Source organism: Pseudoxanthomonas sp. PXM02, from assembly GCF_014851805.1.
GTDB lineage: Bacteria > Pseudomonadota > Gammaproteobacteria > Xanthomonadales > Xanthomonadaceae > Pseudoxanthomonas_A.
On the sequence record NZ_JACVAK010000002.1, the window covers coordinates 487,421 to 504,325 of the forward strand.

Sequence of the window (16,905 nt, forward strand, 5' to 3'; positions counted from 1 at the left end):
GGTGGAGCAGGGGCGTCAGCGTGCGCTGTAGGCGTGGACTTCGTCCACCAGCACGGCGACGTGGTCGGGATTCATGTCCGGCGACATGCCATGGCCGAGGTTGAACACGTGGCCTTCGCGTGAGCCGCCATTGCCGTCGCGGTAGCTGTCCAGCGCGCGGCGCACTTCGCGGCGGATCGCATCGGGCGAGCCGTACAGCGTGGCCGGGTCCAGGTTGCCCTGCAGCGCGACCTTGCCCTGCGTACGGCGGGCGGCGTCGCCCAGCTCGATCAGCCAGTCCACGCCGACGCCATCGGCGCCACTGGCGGCCAGTTCTTCCAGGTATGCGGCGGTGCCCTTGCCGAACAGGATCAGCGGGGCGCGCTCGGCGCCGTCGCCGCGATCCAGCTCGCGCGCGATGCGCTGCAGGTAGGGCAGCGAGAATTCGCGGTACATCGCCGGCGACAGCACGCCACCCCAGGTGTCGAACACCTGCAGCGCCTGCGCGCCGGCCGCACGCTGCGCGGCCAGGTAGGCGATCACCGCATCGGTGTTGACCGACAGCAGCTGGTGCAGCACCGCCGGTTCGTTCAACGCCATCGCCTTGATGCGGGCGAAGTCCTTGCTGCCGCCGCCTTCCACCATGTAGCAGGCCAGCGTCCACGGGCTGCCGGAGAAGCCGATCAGCGGCACCTTGCCGTCCAGTTCGTGGCGGATCACCCGCACCGCGTCCATCACGTAGCGCAGCTCGGTTTCCATGTCCGGCACGCCCAGCTTCGCCGCATCGGCGGCGCTGCGCACGGTGCGTTCGAACTTCGGACCTTCGCCTTCCACGAAGTACAGGCCCAGGCCCATCGCATCGGGGATGGTCAGGATGTCGGAGAACAGGATCGCGGCGTCCAGGTCGAAGCGGCGCAGCGGCTGCAGGGTCACCTCGCAGGCGACCTCCGGGTTCTTCGCCATCCCGAGAAAGCTGCCGGCTTCCTTGCGGGTGGCGCGGTACTCCGGCAGGTAGCGGCCGGCCTGGCGCATCAGCCACACCGGCGTGCGGTCCACGGATTCGCGGCGCAGGGCACGCAGGAATCTGCTGTTGGAAGCAGGGTCGTTCTTCAAAGCGGTCATCGGGAGAATCCGGGAAGGGGTTACTTGGGCGCGTCGGCGCCGCGAGCGAACATCAGCTGGAAGCCGCGCTTGAGGTGGCTGTCGCGGGCCTTCTCGAACGCGGCGTTGGCCTCGTCCTGCAGCAGGTACTGCTCGCGCTTCAGCGTCGCACGGCCGCCGATCTGACCGCTTTCGCGCAACAGTTCCCAGCCGCCGAACAGGTCGGGTTGCAGGGTCAGCTGGACGTAGCGGGGGGCTTCGCCCGCATCGGGGCGCTGCTGGAGGAGGACGCGCATGGCGACATTTTAGCCGGACAGCGCGGCCAGCACGCGGGCCTCGTCCACGTCCGGCACCACCTCGGCCTGGCCCAAGCCGCGCCACAGCACCAGGCGCAGGCGGCCGGCCAGGTTCTTCTTGTCCAGCCGCATGCGGGTCAGCAGGGCGTCCGGTGCCAGCCCGGCAGGAATGCGGGTCGGCAGGCCGTACGCGGTCAGCAGCGCTTCCAGGCGATCGGCGTCATCGGCCGATGCCATGCCCAGGGCGGCCGACAGGCGTGCGGCCAGCACCATGCCCACGGCGACGGCCTCGCCATGGTTCAGGTTGTCGTTGCCCAGGCCGCCGTAGCCCTGCTCGGTCTCTATGGCGTGGCCGAAGGTGTGGCCGAAGTTCAGCAGCGCACGCTCGCCTTTCTCAAGCGGATCACGCGCGACGATCTCCGCCTTGTGCTCGCAACTGGCGGCGATGGCCAGCGCCAGCGCCTCGCCGTCCATCGCCAGCAACGCGGTGCGCTCCTGCTCCAGCCACTGGAAGAAGCGGGCATCGCGGATCGCGCCGTACTTGATCACTTCGGCCAGCCCGGCGCGCAGCTCGCGCGTGGGCAGCGTCGCGAGTGCCGAGGTGTCGGCGAACACCGCGCGCGGCGGATGGAAGGCACCCACCAGGTTCTTGCCCTGCGGGATATCGACCGCGGTCTTGCCGCCGACCGACGAATCGACCATCGACAGCAGCGTCGTCGGCACCTGCACGCAGTCCACGCCGCGCATCCAGCACGCGGCCGCGAAGCCGGCCAGGTCGCCGACCACGCCGCCGCCCAGCGCCACCACACAGGCGTCGCGCGTCGCGCCGAGCGTCGCCAGCGCTTCGATGGCATGGCCGAAGTGCGCCAGCGTCTTCGACTCTTCGCCGGCCGGCAGGATGAAGGTGCCGATGGCCAGCTCGGGGCGTGCGGCGTGCAGCGCTTCACGCACGGCGCCGGCATACAGCGGTGCGACCACCGAGTCGCTGACCAGCAGCACGTGGCGGCCGCGCACGTGGCGCGCCAGCGCACCGCCGTCGGACAGCAGGCCGGGACCGATGGCGATGGTGTAGGGAATGTCGCCGCCGACATCGACGGTGCGGAGCTGGCTCATGCGTTCTCTTCGATGGGTTGCCAGCGATGCGCCAGCAACTGGGTCAGGCGGGCTGTCGCCTCGGGCGGCGTCAGGCCGTCGGTGTCCAGGGTCAGGTCGGCCACGTCGCGGTACAGCGGCTCGCGCGTCACCGCCATGTCGTGCAGTACCTGCTCGCGGTCGGGGCGCTGCAGCAGCGGGCGGTTGGTGCAGCGGCCCAGGCGCTTGAGCTGCGCGTCCACGCTGACCTGCAGGTAGACCACGTAGCCACGTTGTTTCATCTGTATCCGATTGTCGGCATCCAGCACGGCGCCGCCGCCGGTCGAGATCAACTGGCCGTGGCCGGCCAGCAGTTCGTGCAGGGTGGCTTTCTCGCGCTCGCGGAAACCGGCTTCGCCCACATGCTCGAACAGCGAGGCGATGCTGGCGCCGGTGCGGTCGACGATGGCCTGGTCCGCATCGACGAACACCAGCCCGAAGCGCTCGGCCACGCGCTTGCCGATGGACGTCTTGCCGGCCCCCGTGGGGCCGACCAGGATCAGGTTGGGGGCCGGATTCATGATGGGACAGATGCTAGCACCGCCCGCGTGCGTGGCGTGGGCTTAACACCAGCAGGACTACGGTGGCGCTCCGGCACAGAGCCGGTCATCCGAGGAGGAATGCGCCATGTCCGTTGCCAAGATCATCGAGGTCAACGCATCGTCGAAGACCAGCATGGAGGACGCCGTCAAGGTCGGCCTGAAGAAGACGTCCGAGACGGTGAAGAACATCAAGGGCGCCTGGGTCAACGAGATCAAGGTGGTCACCGACGACGGCGGCAACGTGCAGGAGTGGCGCGTCAACCTGCGCATCACCTTCGTGGTGGCGTGAGGCGAGGGGCACGCACCGGGTAGGCAGGTGCGGGATAGATAGGTGTGGGATAGCTAAGTGTGGGATAGCTAAGTGTGGGATAGCTAAGTGTGGGAGCGACGTAAGTCGCGATGAAGCGTCCGGATGTCGTCATCGCGACTTACGTCGCTCCCACCACCCGCATCTACGCAACGACAGGTCTACGCGCCTCATCCAGCCCGATGACCCGGTCCGCCGTCGCCGGCAGCGTCGCCAGCAGGTGCCGGCTGGTGCGTTCGTAGTGCTGGATGAAGCGGTCCAGCTGCGCGCGGTCCATGCCGCCGCGTGCGGGATCGCGCGCCACCATCGCCTGTTCCTGCTGCCAGCGCCACGTGCGGACGATGTCGAAGCCCGGCGGCTGCAGGAACCAAAGCGCGTCGATGCGGGCCCACAGCGCCGGGTAGTCCTGGCGTAGCGCCGCGTTGCAGTAGCGTCGCCAGCGGCCGTCCGCATCCTCGTCGCGCTCCAGCGCGTTGAGCGGTGTCGCCAGGGCTGCCTCGTCTTCTGCTACGGCGCCCAGGCACCAGCCTTCGAACAGCACCAGATCGACGCGCCCCCGCACCTGCGTCCACGCGTCTTGCGCGCGATCGTCGGCCAGCTTGTCGAAGCGGGGCAGGGCGACGTCGTCGCCCGCACGCAGTGCGTCCAGTACCTCGCACCCCAGCGCCACGTCGTGCGTGCCCGGGGGGCCGCGTGTGGCGAGCAGCGGATGGACATCGCGGCTCAGCTGTCCGCGCTGGTCGCGGGTCAGGTACAGGTCGTCCAGCGACAGCACGGCCACGCGCAGGCCATCGGTCTCGGCACGCGTGGCGATCTGCGCGGCCAGCGTCGATTTGCCACTTCCCTGCAGGCCGCTGATGGCGAACACCGGCGTGCGCGGCGTCAGCGCGCGTGCGGCGGCCAGCGCCTCGGCGACGATAGCGTCGGGAAAACCATCGGGGTGCGTTGCCTGCGTCATCGCGCGACAATAGCGCATGCCCGATACGCGGGCGCTGCCTGACGACGCCATGACCGATCTGTACGCCGAAGCCCTGTCCACGTTCGCCACGCTGTTCGGCGAAGCCAAGGCCGCGGGCACCGAAGTCGAGGCGAATGCCATGACGCTCGCCACCGCCACGCCGGACGGCCATCCTTCCGCGCGCACCGTGCTGCTGAAAGCGTTCGACGAGCGCGGCTTCGTTTTCTACACGCACACGCACAGCCAGAAGGGTCGCGAGCTGCACGACAACCCGCGCGCGGCGTTGCTGTTCCTGTGGCGCAGCCTGCGCGAAGCCGGCATCCAGGTACGCGTGGAAGGCGCGGTAACGCCGGTCAGCGACGCCGAGGCCGATGCCTACTTCGCCTCGCGTCCGCGCCAGAGCCAGTTGGGCGCGTGGGCGTCGATCCAGTCGGAGACGCTGGACTCGCGCGAGGCGTTCGAGGCGCGCATGGCCGAGGTGGAAGCGCGTTTCGCCGATCGCGACGTGCCGCGGCCGGACGGGTGGAGCGGTTACCGCGTGGCGCCCGAGGCGATCGAGTTCTGGTACGGCGCGCAGTTTCGTCTGCACGAGCGCTGGCGCTACGAGCGCGATGCCGCCGGCGCGTGGAGCAAGCGGATGTTGTTTCCTTGAGCGGCATCTGCATCCCTGGTGGGAGCGACGTCAGTCGCGAACCGATGGCTTGTTGCGGGAAGCTCGCGACTGACGTCGCTCCCACAGGGGGCACCCGGGCATGACCGGCCCGCAACGCATCGTCTGCCTGACGGAGGAGCCGACCGAAACGCTGTACGCGCTCGGCGAGCAGGACCGCATCGTCGGCATCAGCGGCTTCACCGTGCGTCCGCCGCAGGCGCGCAAGGAGAAGCCGAAGGTCAGCGCGTTCACCAGCGCGAAGATCGGCGAGATCCTGAAGCTGCAGCCCGACCTCGCCATCGGCTTCTCCGACATCCAGGCCGATATCGCCGCCGAGCTGGTGCGGCACGGCGTGGAAGTCTGGATCAGCAACCACCGCAGCGTCGAAGGCATCGTCGACTATGTGCGGCGACTGGGCGCGCTGGTCGGCGCCGCGTCGCGGGCCAACGACTACGCCGATACGTTGGCGCGCGGGCTGGATGACGTCCGCGCACAGGCCGCGCGCCTGCCGCGTCGGCCGACGGTCTATTTCGAAGAATGGGACGAGCCGCAGATCACCGGCATCCGCTGGGTGTCCGAACTGATCGGTATCGCCGGTGGCGACGATGTCTTCCCGGAAATCGCGAAGGAATCGCTGGCCAAGCACCGCATCCTGGCGGATGGCAGCGAGGTCGTGCGCCGTGCGCCGGACATCATCCTCGGCTCGTGGTGCGGCAAGAAATTCCGCCCCGACCGCGTCGCCGCACGTCCCGGCTGGGATGCCATTCCCGCCGTTCGCGACGGCGAACTGCACGAGATCAAGTCGCCGCTGATCCTGCAGCCCGGGCCGGCCGCGCTGACCGATGGCGTGCAGGCGATCGCGGCGATCGTCCAGAGGTGGGCAGCGCGCCAGGGCTGAGGGCCACTGCATCTGCGGGGGGGCTGGTCGAGATATCGGGTGTGGGAGCGACGTAAGTCGCGATGAAGCACCGCGGCGCCTCATCGCGACTTACGTCGCTCCCACAGGAAGGCTCTTCGCTCCAGCAGGCTGGCTACATGGAGCCTTTCCGCTTCGCCTCAGAAATTCCGCTGGAACTTGACGGTCTCGCTGCGCCCATCCGCGGTCACGACCACTTCGAAGCGGTAGGAATTACGCGGCGAGATGCGGGCGATGCCGATGTGGTCGCGGTACCCGCCCGCGTCGATCTTGCGCAGATTAAGGGCCTGCCGGGCCCCGGACAGGTCGTGCGCGGTGACGCTGACCTCGCCGTCGGCATCGACTTCTTCGCCGCCGGTCACCGTGCGCAGCGCGACCAGCACCAGCGCGGTGCCGGCATCCCGCTGCACGCCGTACTCCCTGGCGACGGGCTCGCTCAATGCCAGCGTCGGCACGGCGTTGTAGCGCACGCGCAGGTCGCCGAAGTCGGCTTCGGCCGGTGCGGCCTGCACGAACTCGGCGGCGCGCGGTGCTTCGCCGCCGGAGCAGGCGGCCAGCAAGGCGAGGAAGAGGGCGGGCAGCAAGCGGGTTTTCATGGACGCGGTCATCGCAGGGATGGAGCTCAGTCGTTCGCCGCCGACAACTCGCCACCGCGCACCGTCGCCGCGTGCACGGCCTTCGCGACCAGGGCTTCGAAGCCGCCGGCCTGGAAGGTTTCGATCGCGGCCTGCGTGGTGCCGTTCGGCGAGGTGACGCGGCGACGCAGTTCTGCGGGCGTCTCGCCGCTTTCGGTCAGCATGCGCGCCGCGCCCAGGATCGTCTGCAGCACCAGCGTGCGCGCCGCGTCGTCCGACAGGCCTTCGGCCCTGGCCGCGTCTTCCATCGCTTCGGCCAGCAGGAACACATAGGCAGGGCCGCTGCCGGATACGCCGGTCACCGCATCCATCTTCGCTTCGCTGTCGATCCACACGGTGGGGCCGGCGGATGACAGCAGCAGTTCCGCGCGCTGGCGGCCCACCGCGTCGACTTCATCGCTGGCATGCAGGCCGGTGACGCCGGCGCCCAGCATGGCCGGCGTGTTCGGCATGCTGCGCACGACGGGTACGTTGCCGCCCAGCCAGCGTTGCATCTGCGCGGCGGTGATGCCCGCCGCAATGGAGACCGACAGCGGACGCTGCGTCTGCGCGCGTAACGCGAGGCTTTCGCACACCGTGCGCATCACCTGTGGCTTCACCGCGAACAGCCAGGTGTCCGCGCCATAGGTCGCTTCGCCGGCGTCGGCGAACACCTGTACGCCGAAGTCCGCGGCGAGGGCGGCGCGCAGCGGTTCCGCCGGTTCGGCCACGCGGATGCGCGAAGGATCGGCGCCGCGCTTGATCAGGCCGCCGATCAGGCTGTGCGCCATGTTGCCGCCGCCGATGAAGGCCAGCGGATGCGTCAGGAGCGGGGAGTGCGATGCGGTCATGGCGGCAGGCTCACGGAGAAGGCGTGGGGAACGGCACGGCGCTGATGCGTGCCTCGAACCGGTGGGCGAGGTCGTCGTCGCCGGCGTAGGTCAGGGCGATGTCGCCGGTCCAGGCGATGTCAAAGCGGTCGCTGTCGCCGATGCGATGGAAGGTGATGCGGTGGTTGGCCACGCTGTCGTGGCCGAGCAGGTAGACGTGGAAAGCGAGGTCGTCCAGTTCGACACCCTCCAGCGTGCCGTTGGTGATCGTGTCGACCTCGAACGTCCGGCCGTCCAGCCACGCCGGCGTGAAATCCTCGATCGCACACAGCGGGAAGCCGCGGTCGTCGTCCCAGAACGTCGACGACAGCGTGCAGCGATGGTAGTTGCCCCACACACCGGGCGCCTCCCAGCTGCTGTCGTGGTCGTCTTCATCTGCGTCTTCGTCTTCGTCTTCGTCCAGTTCGATATCGCGTTCGGCGTAATAGTCCGCGCTGCGCAGATGCAGATCGCACCAGACCACACCGTCGACCACGCGCACCGTCCAGGCGAACTCCGTCAGCGCGTGGCCTTCGGGCCACGGGTTGCCGGGGAAATGGATGCGGTCCTGGGCGGGGTCCATGCGCTACTTTGCCGGTCGCGCGCCGAACAGCGCTGTGCCGATGCGGACCATCGTGGCGCCGTTCGCGACGGCCAGCGGGAAGTCGTCGCTCATGCCCATCGACAACGTGTCCACGGCCGCGTGCCGGGCAGCCAGCGCGGCGTACAGCGCCTGCATGCGGACGAAGGCGGCCACCCGCAGCGCCGGGTCGGCATGCGGTGCGGGGATCGCCATCAGGCCACGCAAACGCAGCGTCGGTTCGGCGGCGATCGCCGTGGCCAGCGCGTCGACCTCGTCCGGCGCGCAGCCATGCTTGCTGGCCTCGTCGTCGATGTTCACCTGGATCAGCACGTTCAGCGGCGGCAGGTCGGCAGGGCGATTCCGTGACAGGGCGCCGATCAATTTGTGACGGTCGACCGTTTGCACCCAATCGAACACGCGCGCGGCAACGTCGGCCTTGTTGGACTGCAGGTGGCCGATCAGGTGCCATTCCAGCGTCATGTCCGCCAGTTCGCCGATCTTTCCCTGCGCTTCCTGCACGTAGTTCTCGCCGAAGGCGCGCTGTCCGGCGCGGGCCAGTTCGGCCACGGCAGAGGCCGGTTGCAGCTTGGAGACGGCCAGCAGCGCGGGCGTTGGCCGATGTGCGGCTTTCGCTGCGTTTTCAAGACGTTGCAGGGTCTCGCTGAGGGTGTCGGCGAGCATGTTGGTCCAACCATTGGCGGGGACGGCGAGGGCGCTATACTGCCCTCCGGGGAATCAAGGTTCCAGTTCGCAGCAACTTGGGGAAGCAGCGTCATGGATATCGCCGAGCTCTTGGCGTTTTCGGTAAAGAACAAAGCATCCGACCTCCACCTCTCGGCCGGCCTGCCGCCGATGATCCGCGTGGACGGCGACGTGCGCCGCATCAACATCCCGGCGCTCGACCACAAGCAGGTGCACTCGCTGGTCTACGACATCATGTCGGACAAGCAGCGCCGCGACTTCGAAGAATTCCTCGAGGTCGACTTCTCGTTCGAGATTCCGTCGCTGGCGCGCTTCCGCGTCAACGCGTTCAACCAGAACCGCGGCGCGGGTGCGGTGTTCCGTACCATTCCGTCGGAAGTGCTGACGCTGGAAGACCTGGGCTGCCCGCCGCTGTTCCGCGAGCTGATCCAGCAGCCGCAGGGCCTGATCCTGGTGACCGGTCCGACCGGCTCGGGCAAGTCGACCACGCTGGCGGCGATGATCGACCACATCAACAAGAACGAATACGGCCACATCCTCAGCGTCGAGGATCCGATCGAATTCGTGCACACCTCGCAGAAGTGCCTGATCAACCAGCGCGAAGTGCACCGCGACACGCATGGCTTCAACGAGGCCCTGCGTTCGGCACTGCGTGAAGACCCCGACTACATCCTGGTCGGCGAGTTGCGCGACCTGGAAACCATCCGCCTGGCGCTGACCGCCGCGGAAACCGGCCACCTGGTGTTCGCCACCCTGCACACCAGCTCGGCGGCCAAGACCATCGACCGCATCATCGACGTGTTCCCCGCCGGCGAAAAGCCGATGGTCCGCTCGATGCTGTCCGAATCGCTGCGCGCGGTCATCTCGCAGGCGCTGCTGAAGAAGATCGGCGGCGGCCGCACCGCGGCCTGGGAAATCATGGTGGGCACGCCGGCCATCCGCAACCTGATCCGCGAGGACAAGGTGGCGCAGATGTACTCGGCCATCCAGACCGGCCAGAACTACGGAATGATGACCCTGGACCAGCATCTGCAGGACCTGGTGAAGCGCAGCCTGATCACGCGCCAGCAGGCCAAGGAATACGCCAAGGAAAAGCGGTTGTTCGAGTAACGGCCGCGCGGCGCCGCCACCGGCGGCCGCCGTCCCGCGGCTTCTTCCGTCTTACGGAGCATCGCCATGAGCACCATCGACTTCACCTCTTTCCTCAAGCTGATGGCGCACCAGAAGGCGTCGGACCTGTTCATCACGTCCGGCATGCCGCCGTCCATCAAGGTGCACGGCAAGATCTCGCCGATCACGCAGACGCCGCTGACCTCGCAGCAGTCGCGCGACCTGGTGCTGAACGTGATGACGCCGGCGCAGCGCGAGGAGTTCGAGAAGACCCACGAGTGCAACTTCGCCATCGGCGTGGCGGGCGTGGGTCGCTTCCGTGTCAGCTGCTTCTACCAGCGCAACCAGGTGGGCATGGTGCTGCGTCGCATCGAGACGCGCATCCCGACCATCGAAGAGCTGAACCTGCCGCCGGTCATCAAGACGCTGTCGATGACCAAGCGCGGCATCATCCTGTTCGTCGGCGCCACCGGTACCGGTAAGTCCACCTCGCTGGCGGCGATGATCGGCTATCGCAACCAGAATTCCACCGGCCACATCATCACGATCGAAGACCCGATCGAGTTCGTGCACAAGCACGAGGGCTGCATCATCACCCAGCGCGAGGTCGGCATCGACACCGACAGCTGGGAAGCCGCGCTGAAGAACACGCTGCGCCAGGCGCCGGACGTGATCATGATCGGCGAGGTGCGCACGCGCGAAGGCATGGACCACGCCATCGCCTTCGCCGAAACCGGCCACCTGGTGCTGTGCACGCTGCACGCCAACAACGCCAACCAGGCGATGGACCGCATCATCAACTTCTTCCCGGAAGACCGCCGCACGCAGTTGCTGATGGACCTGTCGCTCAACCTCAAGGGCGTGGTGGCGCAGCAGCTGATCCCGACGCCGGACGGCAAGGGTCGCCGCGTGGCGATGGAAATCCTGCTCGGCACGCCGCTGGTGCAGGACTACATCCGCGACGGCGAGATCCACAAGCTGAAGGAAGTGATGAAGGAATCCACCAACCTCGGCATGAAGACCTTCGACCAGGCCCTGTTCGAGCTGTACCAGGCCGGCGAGATCAGCTACGAGGACGCGCTGCGTTTCGCCGACTCGCAGAACGAAGTGCGCCTGCGCATCAAGCTGGCCCAGGGCGGCGACGCCCGCACGCTGGCGCAGGGTCTGGACGGCGTGGAGATTGCCGAAGTCCGCTGACCGGCGTGTCTTTCTGTTCCTTCCGTCAGGCAGCTTCGGCTGCCTGATGTGTTTCCGGGCCAAGCGCTCGCCAGCGTGATGCAGGGATGACCTCCAACTTGAACGTAAAGGACCCGGGATGAGCCGTTTTCCATTGGCCGTTTGCTTTTGGATGGCAACGACGTCCGTCGCCGTACTGTTCGCTGCGCTGGTCTACATGAATGTCACTGGCGGTCCGTTACCGGACAACGTCCTGCTGAAAGGACTGGTTCTGGTGTGCTCGCTCGCCGCCTTCTTCGGCTTCTCCGCCGGCATGGTGTGCTGGATCGTCATCTGCGCGAGAAAGAAGGCATGGGTCTGGGTGGTCCTGTTGATCGCAGTCCCGTATCTGCTGGCTTATCTGATGAGCCTGGCCTCCATGCTGGGCGTGCGACTCCCGGGACTTGGCGCGCCGCAGGATCCACTGCGGGAGTGAAGCCGGGGCCCCGGTCGCGCAGTCCGGGCGCTGCGCGCTCTCGGACGGGGTGTCACATCCGGCAGTCAGCGGAGGCGCGAGGAGCGGATCGTGTATCCCGCAGAGAAATTTTCTTCGCTCGCGCACCAGAAAGGTTCGACGCCGAACCAGTTTTCTTTGGCATCACCCGAAAATCGCTTCGACGCCAGAGAAATCTGCTTCGTCATGGCACCTTTGTGCATCGACGTCGAAGCGATTCGCTTCGTCATCGCACAAAAGTGCTTTGGCGTCGAAGCAATTTTCCTTGTCATCTCACCTGAATGCTTTGGGCTTGCACCAGAAAGGGTCGCGGGCGGAGAAAATTTCTTCGTCGCGGTCTTTTCGAGCGGGGCGGGCGGCGGGACGACCCTGGCCGCCGTGCCCGCGGATGGCGCGGCACGACCTCCGGCACCTGAAAGTGTTGACTTCCGGCACCTCACGGCGGGGCGGGCGGATCCGAAGATAGCTGTGAACCGACACGGCGTCGGGATGCCAGGAAACCGCCCCATGATGCAGATCCTCACCCACACCCCCCTCTGGGTCTTCGGCCTGTTCTTCGGGCTGGTCTACCTGGGTTACCTGCAGAGCAAGGCGCGGCAGGTCTCACGCCAGCGGCTGATCGTGCTGCCGGTGGTGATGATGGGCTGGTCGCTGTACTCGGTGTGGTCGACGTTCGATGCCCACGTGACGGCCCTCGCGGCGTGGGCCTGTGCCTGGGGTGCCGTGGTGGCTTTGGGTCTGGTCCGGGCGCCGCTGCAGGGCGTGTCCTACGATGCCGACGCGAAGCAGTTCACCGTCCCCGGCAGCTGGGTGCCGCTGGCGCTGATGATGGGCATCTTCTTCGTCAAGTACGCGGTGGCCGTGATGCATGCCATCAAGCCCGGCATGTTCGACGCGACGACCGCCGTGGCCGTGGTCGCTGGCACCTACGGTCTCTTCAGTGGCCTGTTCATGGCCCGCGCCCTGCGCGTGCTGTCGGTGATGAAGCCGGTGCGTTTGGTGGAACGCAGCGCGTGAGGGGACGCGTAGGATGGGTGGAGCGAAGCGGCTTTCAACGGCAAAGCCGGTCTACCCATCGATGGAGGACACTGCACTCAATTGCGGTCAGCAGGATCCGGCCGTAAGAGAGAAAGAGGCTTGAGACGATATGGATAGGATATTCGCGGACTTCAACAACGTTGATCCTGATGGTCACCTGCGGCTCAATCTTGTGGGAACGACGCAGGATCTCGCCGAAGCAGGGCTCGTTCTCGTGGAAGGCTTGTCGATCCCCGTGAGTGATGGTGATCTCTTCGCGACCGTTGTGGTGATGAGCCCCGGAAGCGAAGGGATATGGCGCGGAAAGATTGTCGATGGTCCGTGGGAGTGATCGCCCGACTTTTTGGATGCCGGCGAGATGGCGCCGATGGCTAGACCGGCTTCGCCGTTGAAAGCCGCCTCCGGCTCCTCCCCTCCTACGAACTGCGACGTCAGCCCAGCAGATCGGCGAGACGACGCTTCGGGTCCCCCAGGAAGTCCCGGGTCACCCGATAGTGCTCGGTCTGCTCGTAGGCGATGCGCTCCAGGCCGCCGTCGCCGATCTGGTAGATCCAGGCGTCCGGATAGGCCATCAGGATCGGCGAGTGGGTGGCGATGACGAACTGCGAGCGGTCATGCACCAGGTCGTGCAGGCGCGAGAGCATCGCCAGCTGGCGGTTCGGCGACAGCGCGGCCTCGGGTTCGTCCAGCACGTAGAAGCCCTTGCCGCCGAATCGATTGAGCATCAGGGCGAAGAACGACTCGCCGTGCGACTGCTGGTGCAGTGACGTCCCCCCGTAGGAGTCGATGATCCTTGCGCCGTAATGGCTGTCGCTATCCAGTCGTTCGATCTCCGTGGCCACATTGAAGAAACTCTCGGCGCGCAGGAAGAACCCATCCTTGGCCCGTTTCGTACTTTTCACTAACAGCAGGTACTCGTGCATCGCGGAGTGCGAGGCGCGCGTGTTGAAGTTGAAGTTCTTCGTGCCGCCTTCGGGATTGAAGCCCCAGGCCGTGGCGATGGCTTCCAGCAATGTCGACTTGCCGCTCCCGTTCTCGCCGACGATGAAGGTGACCTTGGGGTGCAGTTCCAGCGTCTCCAGGTGGCGGACGACCGGGAGGGAGAACGGGTACGTGTCGAAGGACGGAACCTTGTCGCGCTTCAGCTTGACGTCCAAGACGTAGTGCTCGGCTTCCAGTGCGCGCATGGACGTGTCGTCTCGGGTGGGGACGAGGCCATGCTAGCCGCCCCCCGTCGCCGCTGGTGCGACGGGGCGTGATAGGTTGCAGTCGGCCTGCGACCTGCATCCGTCCAGGTGGTGCAGGGTGTTCGATGTCCAGGGGCACGTTGTCCGCTCCGACCCGTGGGCGTTCCTGCGACGGATGGTGATCGAATGACGCCCTGTGCTTCCCGCTCCAACGATCCGGTGACGACATGACGCTCTCCCGCCGCACCCTTGCGCGCCTGTTCTGCTTCGCCGCCATGCTGGTGGCCACCACCGCGTTCGCGGTGACGCCGCCGCCGGCGAACGGGAAGTTCGACTACCAGCTGGGCGGGGCCTATGAGCCCGAGGCCGATGTGGCGATCGTGGTGCGCGACCGGCTGGCGACGCCGGTGCCGGGCATCTACAACGTCTGCTACGTCAACGCGTTCCAGACGCAGCCGGGCGAGGCGGCGTGGTGGAAGACGCACCATCCCGACCTGCTGCTGCGCAAGGGTGGGCGTTACGTCATCGATCCCCACTGGCCCGACGAACTGCTGTTCGATACCTCCATCGCGGCGAAGCGCGACGCGTTGCTGGCGGTCGTCGGCGAGTGGATCGACCGGTGCGCGCAGGAGGGCTTCGATGCGATGGAGCCGGACAACCTGGATTCGTGGACGCGCTCCGCACAACAGCTGGAACCGTCGGACAACCTCGCCTTCGCCCGCCTGCTGGTGACGCGCGCGCATGCAAGCGGACTGGCCATCGCGCAGAAGAACGCTTCCGAATACGCATCGCAGGGCGCCACCGACATCGGGTTCGACTTCGCCGTCGTCGAAGGCTGCCAAGTGTGGTCGGAATGCGAGGCGTACACCGCCGCGTACGGCCAGCAGGTGTACGAGATCGAATACAGCGACGTCGATCGCGATTCCCATGGAAAGCCGGTAGCGGCGGAATCGTTCTTCAACACCGCCTGCAAGGCACGGGGCGACCGGATCTCCGTGGTCTACCGCGACCGTGGCGTGAGCCCGCCGTCGCGGAAGGGTACCTATGTCTATCGGAGCTGCTGAGCCCGCATGGCCCATCACATGAAGGCGATCGTCATTGCATTCGGCCTCGTGGTGCTGGCCGGGGCGCTGACGTGGGTCATGTACCCGACGTCGCTGCCGGCAAGGCAGCAGGTCTACCGGCCGGTCCCGGCGGCCGAGTTCCGCGCCATCCGATCACTCGCCTTAGGGATCGCGCGATCGGGCGTGGGGGCAGGCGTTGAACTGGAAGCGGGAGACGAGGCATCCCACGCGCTCCTGTTCTCCTGCAACGGCGTACCGCTGGTTTCGCTGATGAACAGTGAGCAGGCACTGGTGGTGATGGAGTTCGCAGGGTTCGACACGCGCGCGCCGGGACTGGCCGCCAAGGTCGGCGTGCTGTCCGACGCGCTTGTGCCGATGCAGTCGACTCCGGCACGTTCCGGGATGCCGTCGGAGCCGACAGGATTCGAATCCTTCGTGTTGAAGCATCGGGACGGCCTGGATCTGGCCGAGCGTTGCGAGAGCTAGGACGTAGGATGGGTGGAGCGAAGCGATACCCATCATCAAGGTGCCTGACACATCGCGATGATGGGTATCGCTCCGCTCCACCCATCCTACGAAAGCGGCTTATCCCTTCATCGTGCCGGTATCGAGCCAGCGCTGGTGCCACGACAGCGCTTCGGGCAGGAGGTGCGGGGTGTGCTTGCCGTAGCTGTGGTGCAGGGCGCGGTCGAAGTAGTCCTGCAGCGCGTCGCGGTACTCCGGATGCGCGCAGTTCGCGATCAGCAGGCGGGCGCGCTGCTTGGGTGTGAGGCCGCGCAGGTCGGCCAGGCCTTGTTCGGTGACGATCACTGACACGTCGTGCTCGGTGTGGTCCACGTGGCTGACCATCGGCACCAGCGCCGAGATGCTGCCGCCCTTGGCGGTGCTGGGGCTCAGGAACACCGACATGAAACCGTTGCGGGCGAAGTCGCCGGAGCCGCCGATGCCGTTCTGGATGCGGCTGCCCATCACGTGGGTGGAATTGACGTTGCCGTAGAGGTCGGCCTCGATCATCCCGTTCATGCCGATGCAGCCCAGACGGCGCACCAGTTCCGGATGGTTCGACATTTCCTGCGTGCGCATGATGATGCGCTCGCGGTAGAAGGCGATGTCGCGCTTGAACGCCTCGTTCGCCTCCGGACTGAGCGCGAAGCCGGTGCATGAGGCGACGTCCAGCACGCCTTCGCGCAACAGGTCGAGCATGCCGTCCTGGATGACCTCGGTGAACGCGGTGAGGCCGCGGAAGCCGCTCTTCGCCAGCCCCGCCAGCACGGCGTTGGGAATGTTGCCCACGCCGGACTGCAGCGGCAGCAGATTGGCCGGCAGGCGGCCCTGCGCGACTTCGTGCTTGAGGAAGTCGATCAGGTGCCCGGCGATGCGTTCGCTGGTTTCATCGATCGGGGTGAACGGGCTGTTGCGGTCGGGGCCGTTCGTGCGCACGACGGCGACGATCTTGGCCGGGTCGCAGTGCAGCGCGGTGTCGCCGATGCGGTCGGACACGTGTTCCAGCGGGATCGGCTTGCGGTGCGGGGGCAGCGCGGTGCCGTAGTAGATGTCGTGCATGCCTTCGACATCGGCGGGCTGCCAGTCGTTGACCTCGACGATGACCTTCTTCGCCAGGTCCAGCCAGGTCTTGTTGTTGCCGACCGAGGTGGACGGCACCAGCGTGCCGTCCTCGCGGATCGCCGACACTTCGATCACGGCGGTGTCGATGGGGCCGTAGAAGCCGAACCACACGTGCTGGGCCACGTGGCTCAGGTGGATGTCGATGTAGTCCAGCGTGCCGTCGTTGATGCGCTTGCGTGCGTCCGGATCGCTCTGGAACGGCATGCGCAGGGCGATCGCATCGGCCTTGGCCAGCGCGCCATCGAGTTCCGGCGCGGTGGAGGCGCCGGTCATCAGCTTGATCTGGAACGGCTGGCCGGCGGCGTGGGCCTGTTCGATGCGCCTGGCCAGCGCGAGCGGCACGGCCTTGGGATAGCCCGAGCCGGTGAAGCCGCTCATGGCGACGGTTTCGCCGGGCTGGATGAGGCTGGCGGCGTGCTCGGCGCTGATCACGCGGCCACGCAGGCCGGCGTGGCGGATACGGTCTTCGGTCATGGCGGAAGCGGTGCTCGCGAAACCGCCATTATCGTCGGCGGCCGTGGCGGTCAGGATACGACCATCGTGGCACGCGCGTGTTGCGCC

21 protein-coding genes are annotated in these 16,905 nt (G+C 66.9%); 10 read left to right on the forward strand and 11 right to left on the reverse strand.

The annotated features are described in order from the left end of the window. Positions 1-15 precede the first annotated feature (15 nt). From hemE to IB225_RS10990, 4 genes are read right to left on the reverse strand one after another with little or no spacing between them, the layout of a single operon-like run. Complete coding sequence (gene hemE / locus IB225_RS10975) at positions 16-1,101, reverse strand: uroporphyrinogen decarboxylase (RefSeq protein ID WP_192311284.1); 1,086 nt, start codon at positions 1,099-1,101, stop codon at positions 16-18. Positions 1,102-1,121: 20 nt separating this feature from the next. Continuing rightward, positions 1,122-1,376, reverse strand: coding sequence for a WGR domain-containing protein (locus tag IB225_RS10980; RefSeq protein WP_192311285.1), 255 nt, complete (start codon positions 1,374-1,376; stop codon positions 1,122-1,124). Positions 1,377-1,385: 9 nt separating this feature from the next. Continuing rightward, a complete protein-coding gene (aroB, locus tag IB225_RS10985) occupies positions 1,386-2,489 on the reverse strand; it encodes a 3-dehydroquinate synthase (RefSeq protein WP_192311286.1) in 1,104 nt (367 codons plus the stop codon). Then, a complete protein-coding gene (locus IB225_RS10990) occupies positions 2,486-3,028 on the reverse strand; it encodes a shikimate kinase (RefSeq protein WP_192311287.1) in 543 nt (180 codons plus the stop codon). Before IB225_RS10990 ends, aroB begins: the two co-directional genes overlap by 4 nt. A gap of 106 nt (positions 3,029-3,134) precedes the next feature. Here IB225_RS10990 and IB225_RS10995 point away from each other — a divergent pair, with 106 nt between their 5' ends. After that, a complete protein-coding gene (locus tag IB225_RS10995; protein ID WP_062352254.1) occupies positions 3,135-3,338 on the forward strand; it encodes a dodecin family protein in 204 nt (67 codons plus the stop codon). A gap of 163 nt (positions 3,339-3,501) precedes the next feature. On the opposite strand, the gene IB225_RS11000 is transcribed toward IB225_RS10995, so the two are convergent. Next, positions 3,502-4,332 carry a kinase gene (locus tag IB225_RS11000; RefSeq protein WP_225583694.1) on the reverse strand — a complete coding sequence of 277 codons (831 nt, stop codon included), beginning with the start codon at positions 4,330-4,332 and terminating at the stop codon, positions 3,502-3,504. A 31-nt stretch (positions 4,333-4,363) separates the two neighbouring features. Here IB225_RS11000 and pdxH point away from each other — a divergent pair, with 31 nt between their 5' ends. Both pdxH and IB225_RS11010 read left to right on the forward strand, forming a co-directional pair. Next, positions 4,364-4,966, forward strand: coding sequence for a pyridoxamine 5'-phosphate oxidase (gene pdxH / locus IB225_RS11005; RefSeq protein ID WP_192311877.1), 603 nt, complete (start codon positions 4,364-4,366; stop codon positions 4,964-4,966). A gap of 100 nt (positions 4,967-5,066) precedes the next feature. Further along, positions 5,067-5,864, forward strand: coding sequence for a cobalamin-binding protein (locus IB225_RS11010; RefSeq protein ID WP_192311288.1), 798 nt, complete (start codon positions 5,067-5,069; stop codon positions 5,862-5,864). Between the two features lie 158 nt (positions 5,865-6,022). On the opposite strand, the gene IB225_RS11015 is transcribed toward IB225_RS11010, so the two are convergent. The 4 genes from IB225_RS11015 to IB225_RS11030 are packed head-to-tail and all read right to left on the reverse strand — an operon-like array spanning position 6,023 to position 8,629. Continuing rightward, the gene (locus IB225_RS11015) at positions 6,023-6,478 is read right to left on the reverse strand and encodes a DUF4426 domain-containing protein (RefSeq protein WP_192311289.1); all 456 of its coding nucleotides are present in this window, start codon (positions 6,476-6,478) and stop codon (positions 6,023-6,025) included. 26 nt (positions 6,479-6,504) lie between these two features. Next, the gene (proC, locus tag IB225_RS11020) at positions 6,505-7,347 is read right to left on the reverse strand and encodes a pyrroline-5-carboxylate reductase (RefSeq protein WP_192311290.1); all 843 of its coding nucleotides are present in this window, start codon (positions 7,345-7,347) and stop codon (positions 6,505-6,507) included. Positions 7,348-7,357: 10 nt separating this feature from the next. Next, positions 7,358-7,948 carry a hypothetical protein gene (locus IB225_RS11025; protein ID WP_192311291.1) on the reverse strand — a complete coding sequence of 197 codons (591 nt, stop codon included), beginning with the start codon at positions 7,946-7,948 and terminating at the stop codon, positions 7,358-7,360. 3 nt (positions 7,949-7,951) lie between these two features. Next, the gene (locus tag IB225_RS11030; protein WP_192311292.1) at positions 7,952-8,629 is read right to left on the reverse strand and encodes a YggS family pyridoxal phosphate-dependent enzyme; all 678 of its coding nucleotides are present in this window, start codon (positions 8,627-8,629) and stop codon (positions 7,952-7,954) included. Between the two features lie 93 nt (positions 8,630-8,722). Between IB225_RS11030 and IB225_RS11035 the strand changes: the two genes are divergently transcribed. From IB225_RS11035 to IB225_RS11055, 5 genes are all read left to right on the forward strand, one after another. After that, complete coding sequence (locus tag IB225_RS11035) at positions 8,723-9,760, forward strand: type IV pilus twitching motility protein PilT (protein ID WP_192311293.1); 1,038 nt, start codon at positions 8,723-8,725, stop codon at positions 9,758-9,760. Positions 9,761-9,826: 66 nt separating this feature from the next. After that, positions 9,827-10,957 carry a PilT/PilU family type 4a pilus ATPase gene (locus IB225_RS11040; RefSeq protein WP_192311294.1) on the forward strand — a complete coding sequence of 377 codons (1,131 nt, stop codon included), beginning with the start codon at positions 9,827-9,829 and terminating at the stop codon, positions 10,955-10,957. A gap of 151 nt (positions 10,958-11,108) precedes the next feature. Beyond that, positions 11,109-11,411, forward strand: a complete 303-nt coding sequence (locus IB225_RS11045; protein ID WP_192311295.1) for a hypothetical protein — start codon at positions 11,109-11,111, stop codon at positions 11,409-11,411. Between the two features lie 90 nt (positions 11,412-11,501). Next, positions 11,502-12,446: a DUF6622 family protein gene (locus IB225_RS11050; RefSeq protein ID WP_192311296.1), complete on the forward strand. Its 945-nt coding sequence runs from the start codon at positions 11,502-11,504 to the stop codon at positions 12,444-12,446. A gap of 130 nt (positions 12,447-12,576) precedes the next feature. Beyond that, on the forward strand, positions 12,577-12,798 hold the full coding sequence (locus IB225_RS11055) for a hypothetical protein (protein ID WP_192311297.1): 222 nt from the start codon (positions 12,577-12,579) through the stop codon (positions 12,796-12,798). A 100-nt stretch (positions 12,799-12,898) separates the two neighbouring features. On the opposite strand, the gene IB225_RS11060 is transcribed toward IB225_RS11055, so the two are convergent. Beyond that, entirely contained in the window at positions 12,899-13,654 is a 756-nt protein-coding gene (locus IB225_RS11060) for an AAA family ATPase (RefSeq protein WP_225583696.1), read from the reverse strand. Positions 13,655-13,881: 227 nt separating this feature from the next. Here IB225_RS11060 and IB225_RS11065 point away from each other — a divergent pair, with 227 nt between their 5' ends. Together IB225_RS11065 and IB225_RS11070 are read left to right on the forward strand one after the other, a co-directional pair. Then, positions 13,882-14,718 (forward strand): endo alpha-1,4 polygalactosaminidase, encoded by an 837-nt coding sequence (locus IB225_RS11065; RefSeq protein WP_192311298.1) that lies wholly within the window; start codon positions 13,882-13,884, stop codon positions 14,716-14,718. An 18-nt stretch (positions 14,719-14,736) separates the two neighbouring features. Then, on the forward strand, positions 14,737-15,204 hold the full coding sequence (locus IB225_RS11070; RefSeq protein WP_192311299.1) for a hypothetical protein: 468 nt from the start codon (positions 14,737-14,739) through the stop codon (positions 15,202-15,204). A gap of 99 nt (positions 15,205-15,303) precedes the next feature. On the opposite strand, the gene IB225_RS11075 is transcribed toward IB225_RS11070, so the two are convergent. Then, the gene (locus IB225_RS11075; protein WP_192311300.1) at positions 15,304-16,818 is read right to left on the reverse strand and encodes an acetyl-CoA hydrolase/transferase family protein; all 1,515 of its coding nucleotides are present in this window, start codon (positions 16,816-16,818) and stop codon (positions 15,304-15,306) included. Positions 16,819-16,905: the final 87 nt, after the last annotated feature.

What these genes read in the sequence shown, in the direction of transcription:
- hemE (WP_192311284.1), bottom strand. Translation starts at nt 1,101, where the DNA reads ATGACCGCTTTGAAGAACGACCCTGCTTCCAACAGCAGATTCCTGCGT.
- IB225_RS10980 (WP_192311285.1), bottom strand. Translation starts at nt 1,376, where the DNA reads ATGCGCGTCCTCCTCCAGCAGCGCCCCGATGCGGGCGAAGCCCCCCGC.
- aroB (WP_192311286.1), bottom strand. Translation starts at nt 2,489, where the DNA reads ATGAGCCAGCTCCGCACCGTCGATGTCGGCGGCGACATTCCCTACACC.
- IB225_RS10990 (WP_192311287.1), bottom strand. Translation starts at nt 3,028, where the DNA reads ATGAATCCGGCCCCCAACCTGATCCTGGTCGGCCCCACGGGGGCCGGC.
- IB225_RS10995 (WP_062352254.1), top strand. Translation starts at nt 3,135, where the DNA reads ATGTCCGTTGCCAAGATCATCGAGGTCAACGCATCGTCGAAGACCAGC.
- IB225_RS11000 (WP_225583694.1), bottom strand. Translation starts at nt 4,332, where the DNA reads ATGCGCTATTGTCGCGCGATGACGCAGGCAACGCACCCCGATGGTTTT.
- pdxH (WP_192311877.1), top strand. Translation starts at nt 4,364, where the DNA reads ATGACCGATCTGTACGCCGAAGCCCTGTCCACGTTCGCCACGCTGTTC.
- IB225_RS11010 (WP_192311288.1), top strand. Translation starts at nt 5,067, where the DNA reads ATGACCGGCCCGCAACGCATCGTCTGCCTGACGGAGGAGCCGACCGAA.
- IB225_RS11015 (WP_192311289.1), bottom strand. Translation starts at nt 6,478, where the DNA reads ATGAAAACCCGCTTGCTGCCCGCCCTCTTCCTCGCCTTGCTGGCCGCC.
- proC (WP_192311290.1), bottom strand. Translation starts at nt 7,347, where the DNA reads ATGACCGCATCGCACTCCCCGCTCCTGACGCATCCGCTGGCCTTCATC.
- IB225_RS11025 (WP_192311291.1), bottom strand. Translation starts at nt 7,948, where the DNA reads ATGGACCCCGCCCAGGACCGCATCCATTTCCCCGGCAACCCGTGGCCC.
- IB225_RS11030 (WP_192311292.1), bottom strand. Translation starts at nt 8,629, where the DNA reads ATGCTCGCCGACACCCTCAGCGAGACCCTGCAACGTCTTGAAAACGCA.
- IB225_RS11035 (WP_192311293.1), top strand. Translation starts at nt 8,723, where the DNA reads ATGGATATCGCCGAGCTCTTGGCGTTTTCGGTAAAGAACAAAGCATCC.
- IB225_RS11040 (WP_192311294.1), top strand. Translation starts at nt 9,827, where the DNA reads ATGAGCACCATCGACTTCACCTCTTTCCTCAAGCTGATGGCGCACCAG.
- IB225_RS11045 (WP_192311295.1), top strand. Translation starts at nt 11,109, where the DNA reads ATGGCAACGACGTCCGTCGCCGTACTGTTCGCTGCGCTGGTCTACATG.
- IB225_RS11055 (WP_192311297.1), top strand. Translation starts at nt 12,577, where the DNA reads ATGGATAGGATATTCGCGGACTTCAACAACGTTGATCCTGATGGTCAC.
- IB225_RS11060 (WP_225583696.1), bottom strand. Translation starts at nt 13,654, where the DNA reads ATGCGCGCACTGGAAGCCGAGCACTACGTCTTGGACGTCAAGCTGAAG.
- IB225_RS11065 (WP_192311298.1), top strand. Translation starts at nt 13,882, where the DNA reads ATGACGCTCTCCCGCCGCACCCTTGCGCGCCTGTTCTGCTTCGCCGCC.
- IB225_RS11070 (WP_192311299.1), top strand. Translation starts at nt 14,737, where the DNA reads ATGAAGGCGATCGTCATTGCATTCGGCCTCGTGGTGCTGGCCGGGGCG.
- IB225_RS11075 (WP_192311300.1), bottom strand. Translation starts at nt 16,818, where the DNA reads ATGACCGAAGACCGTATCCGCCACGCCGGCCTGCGTGGCCGCGTGATC.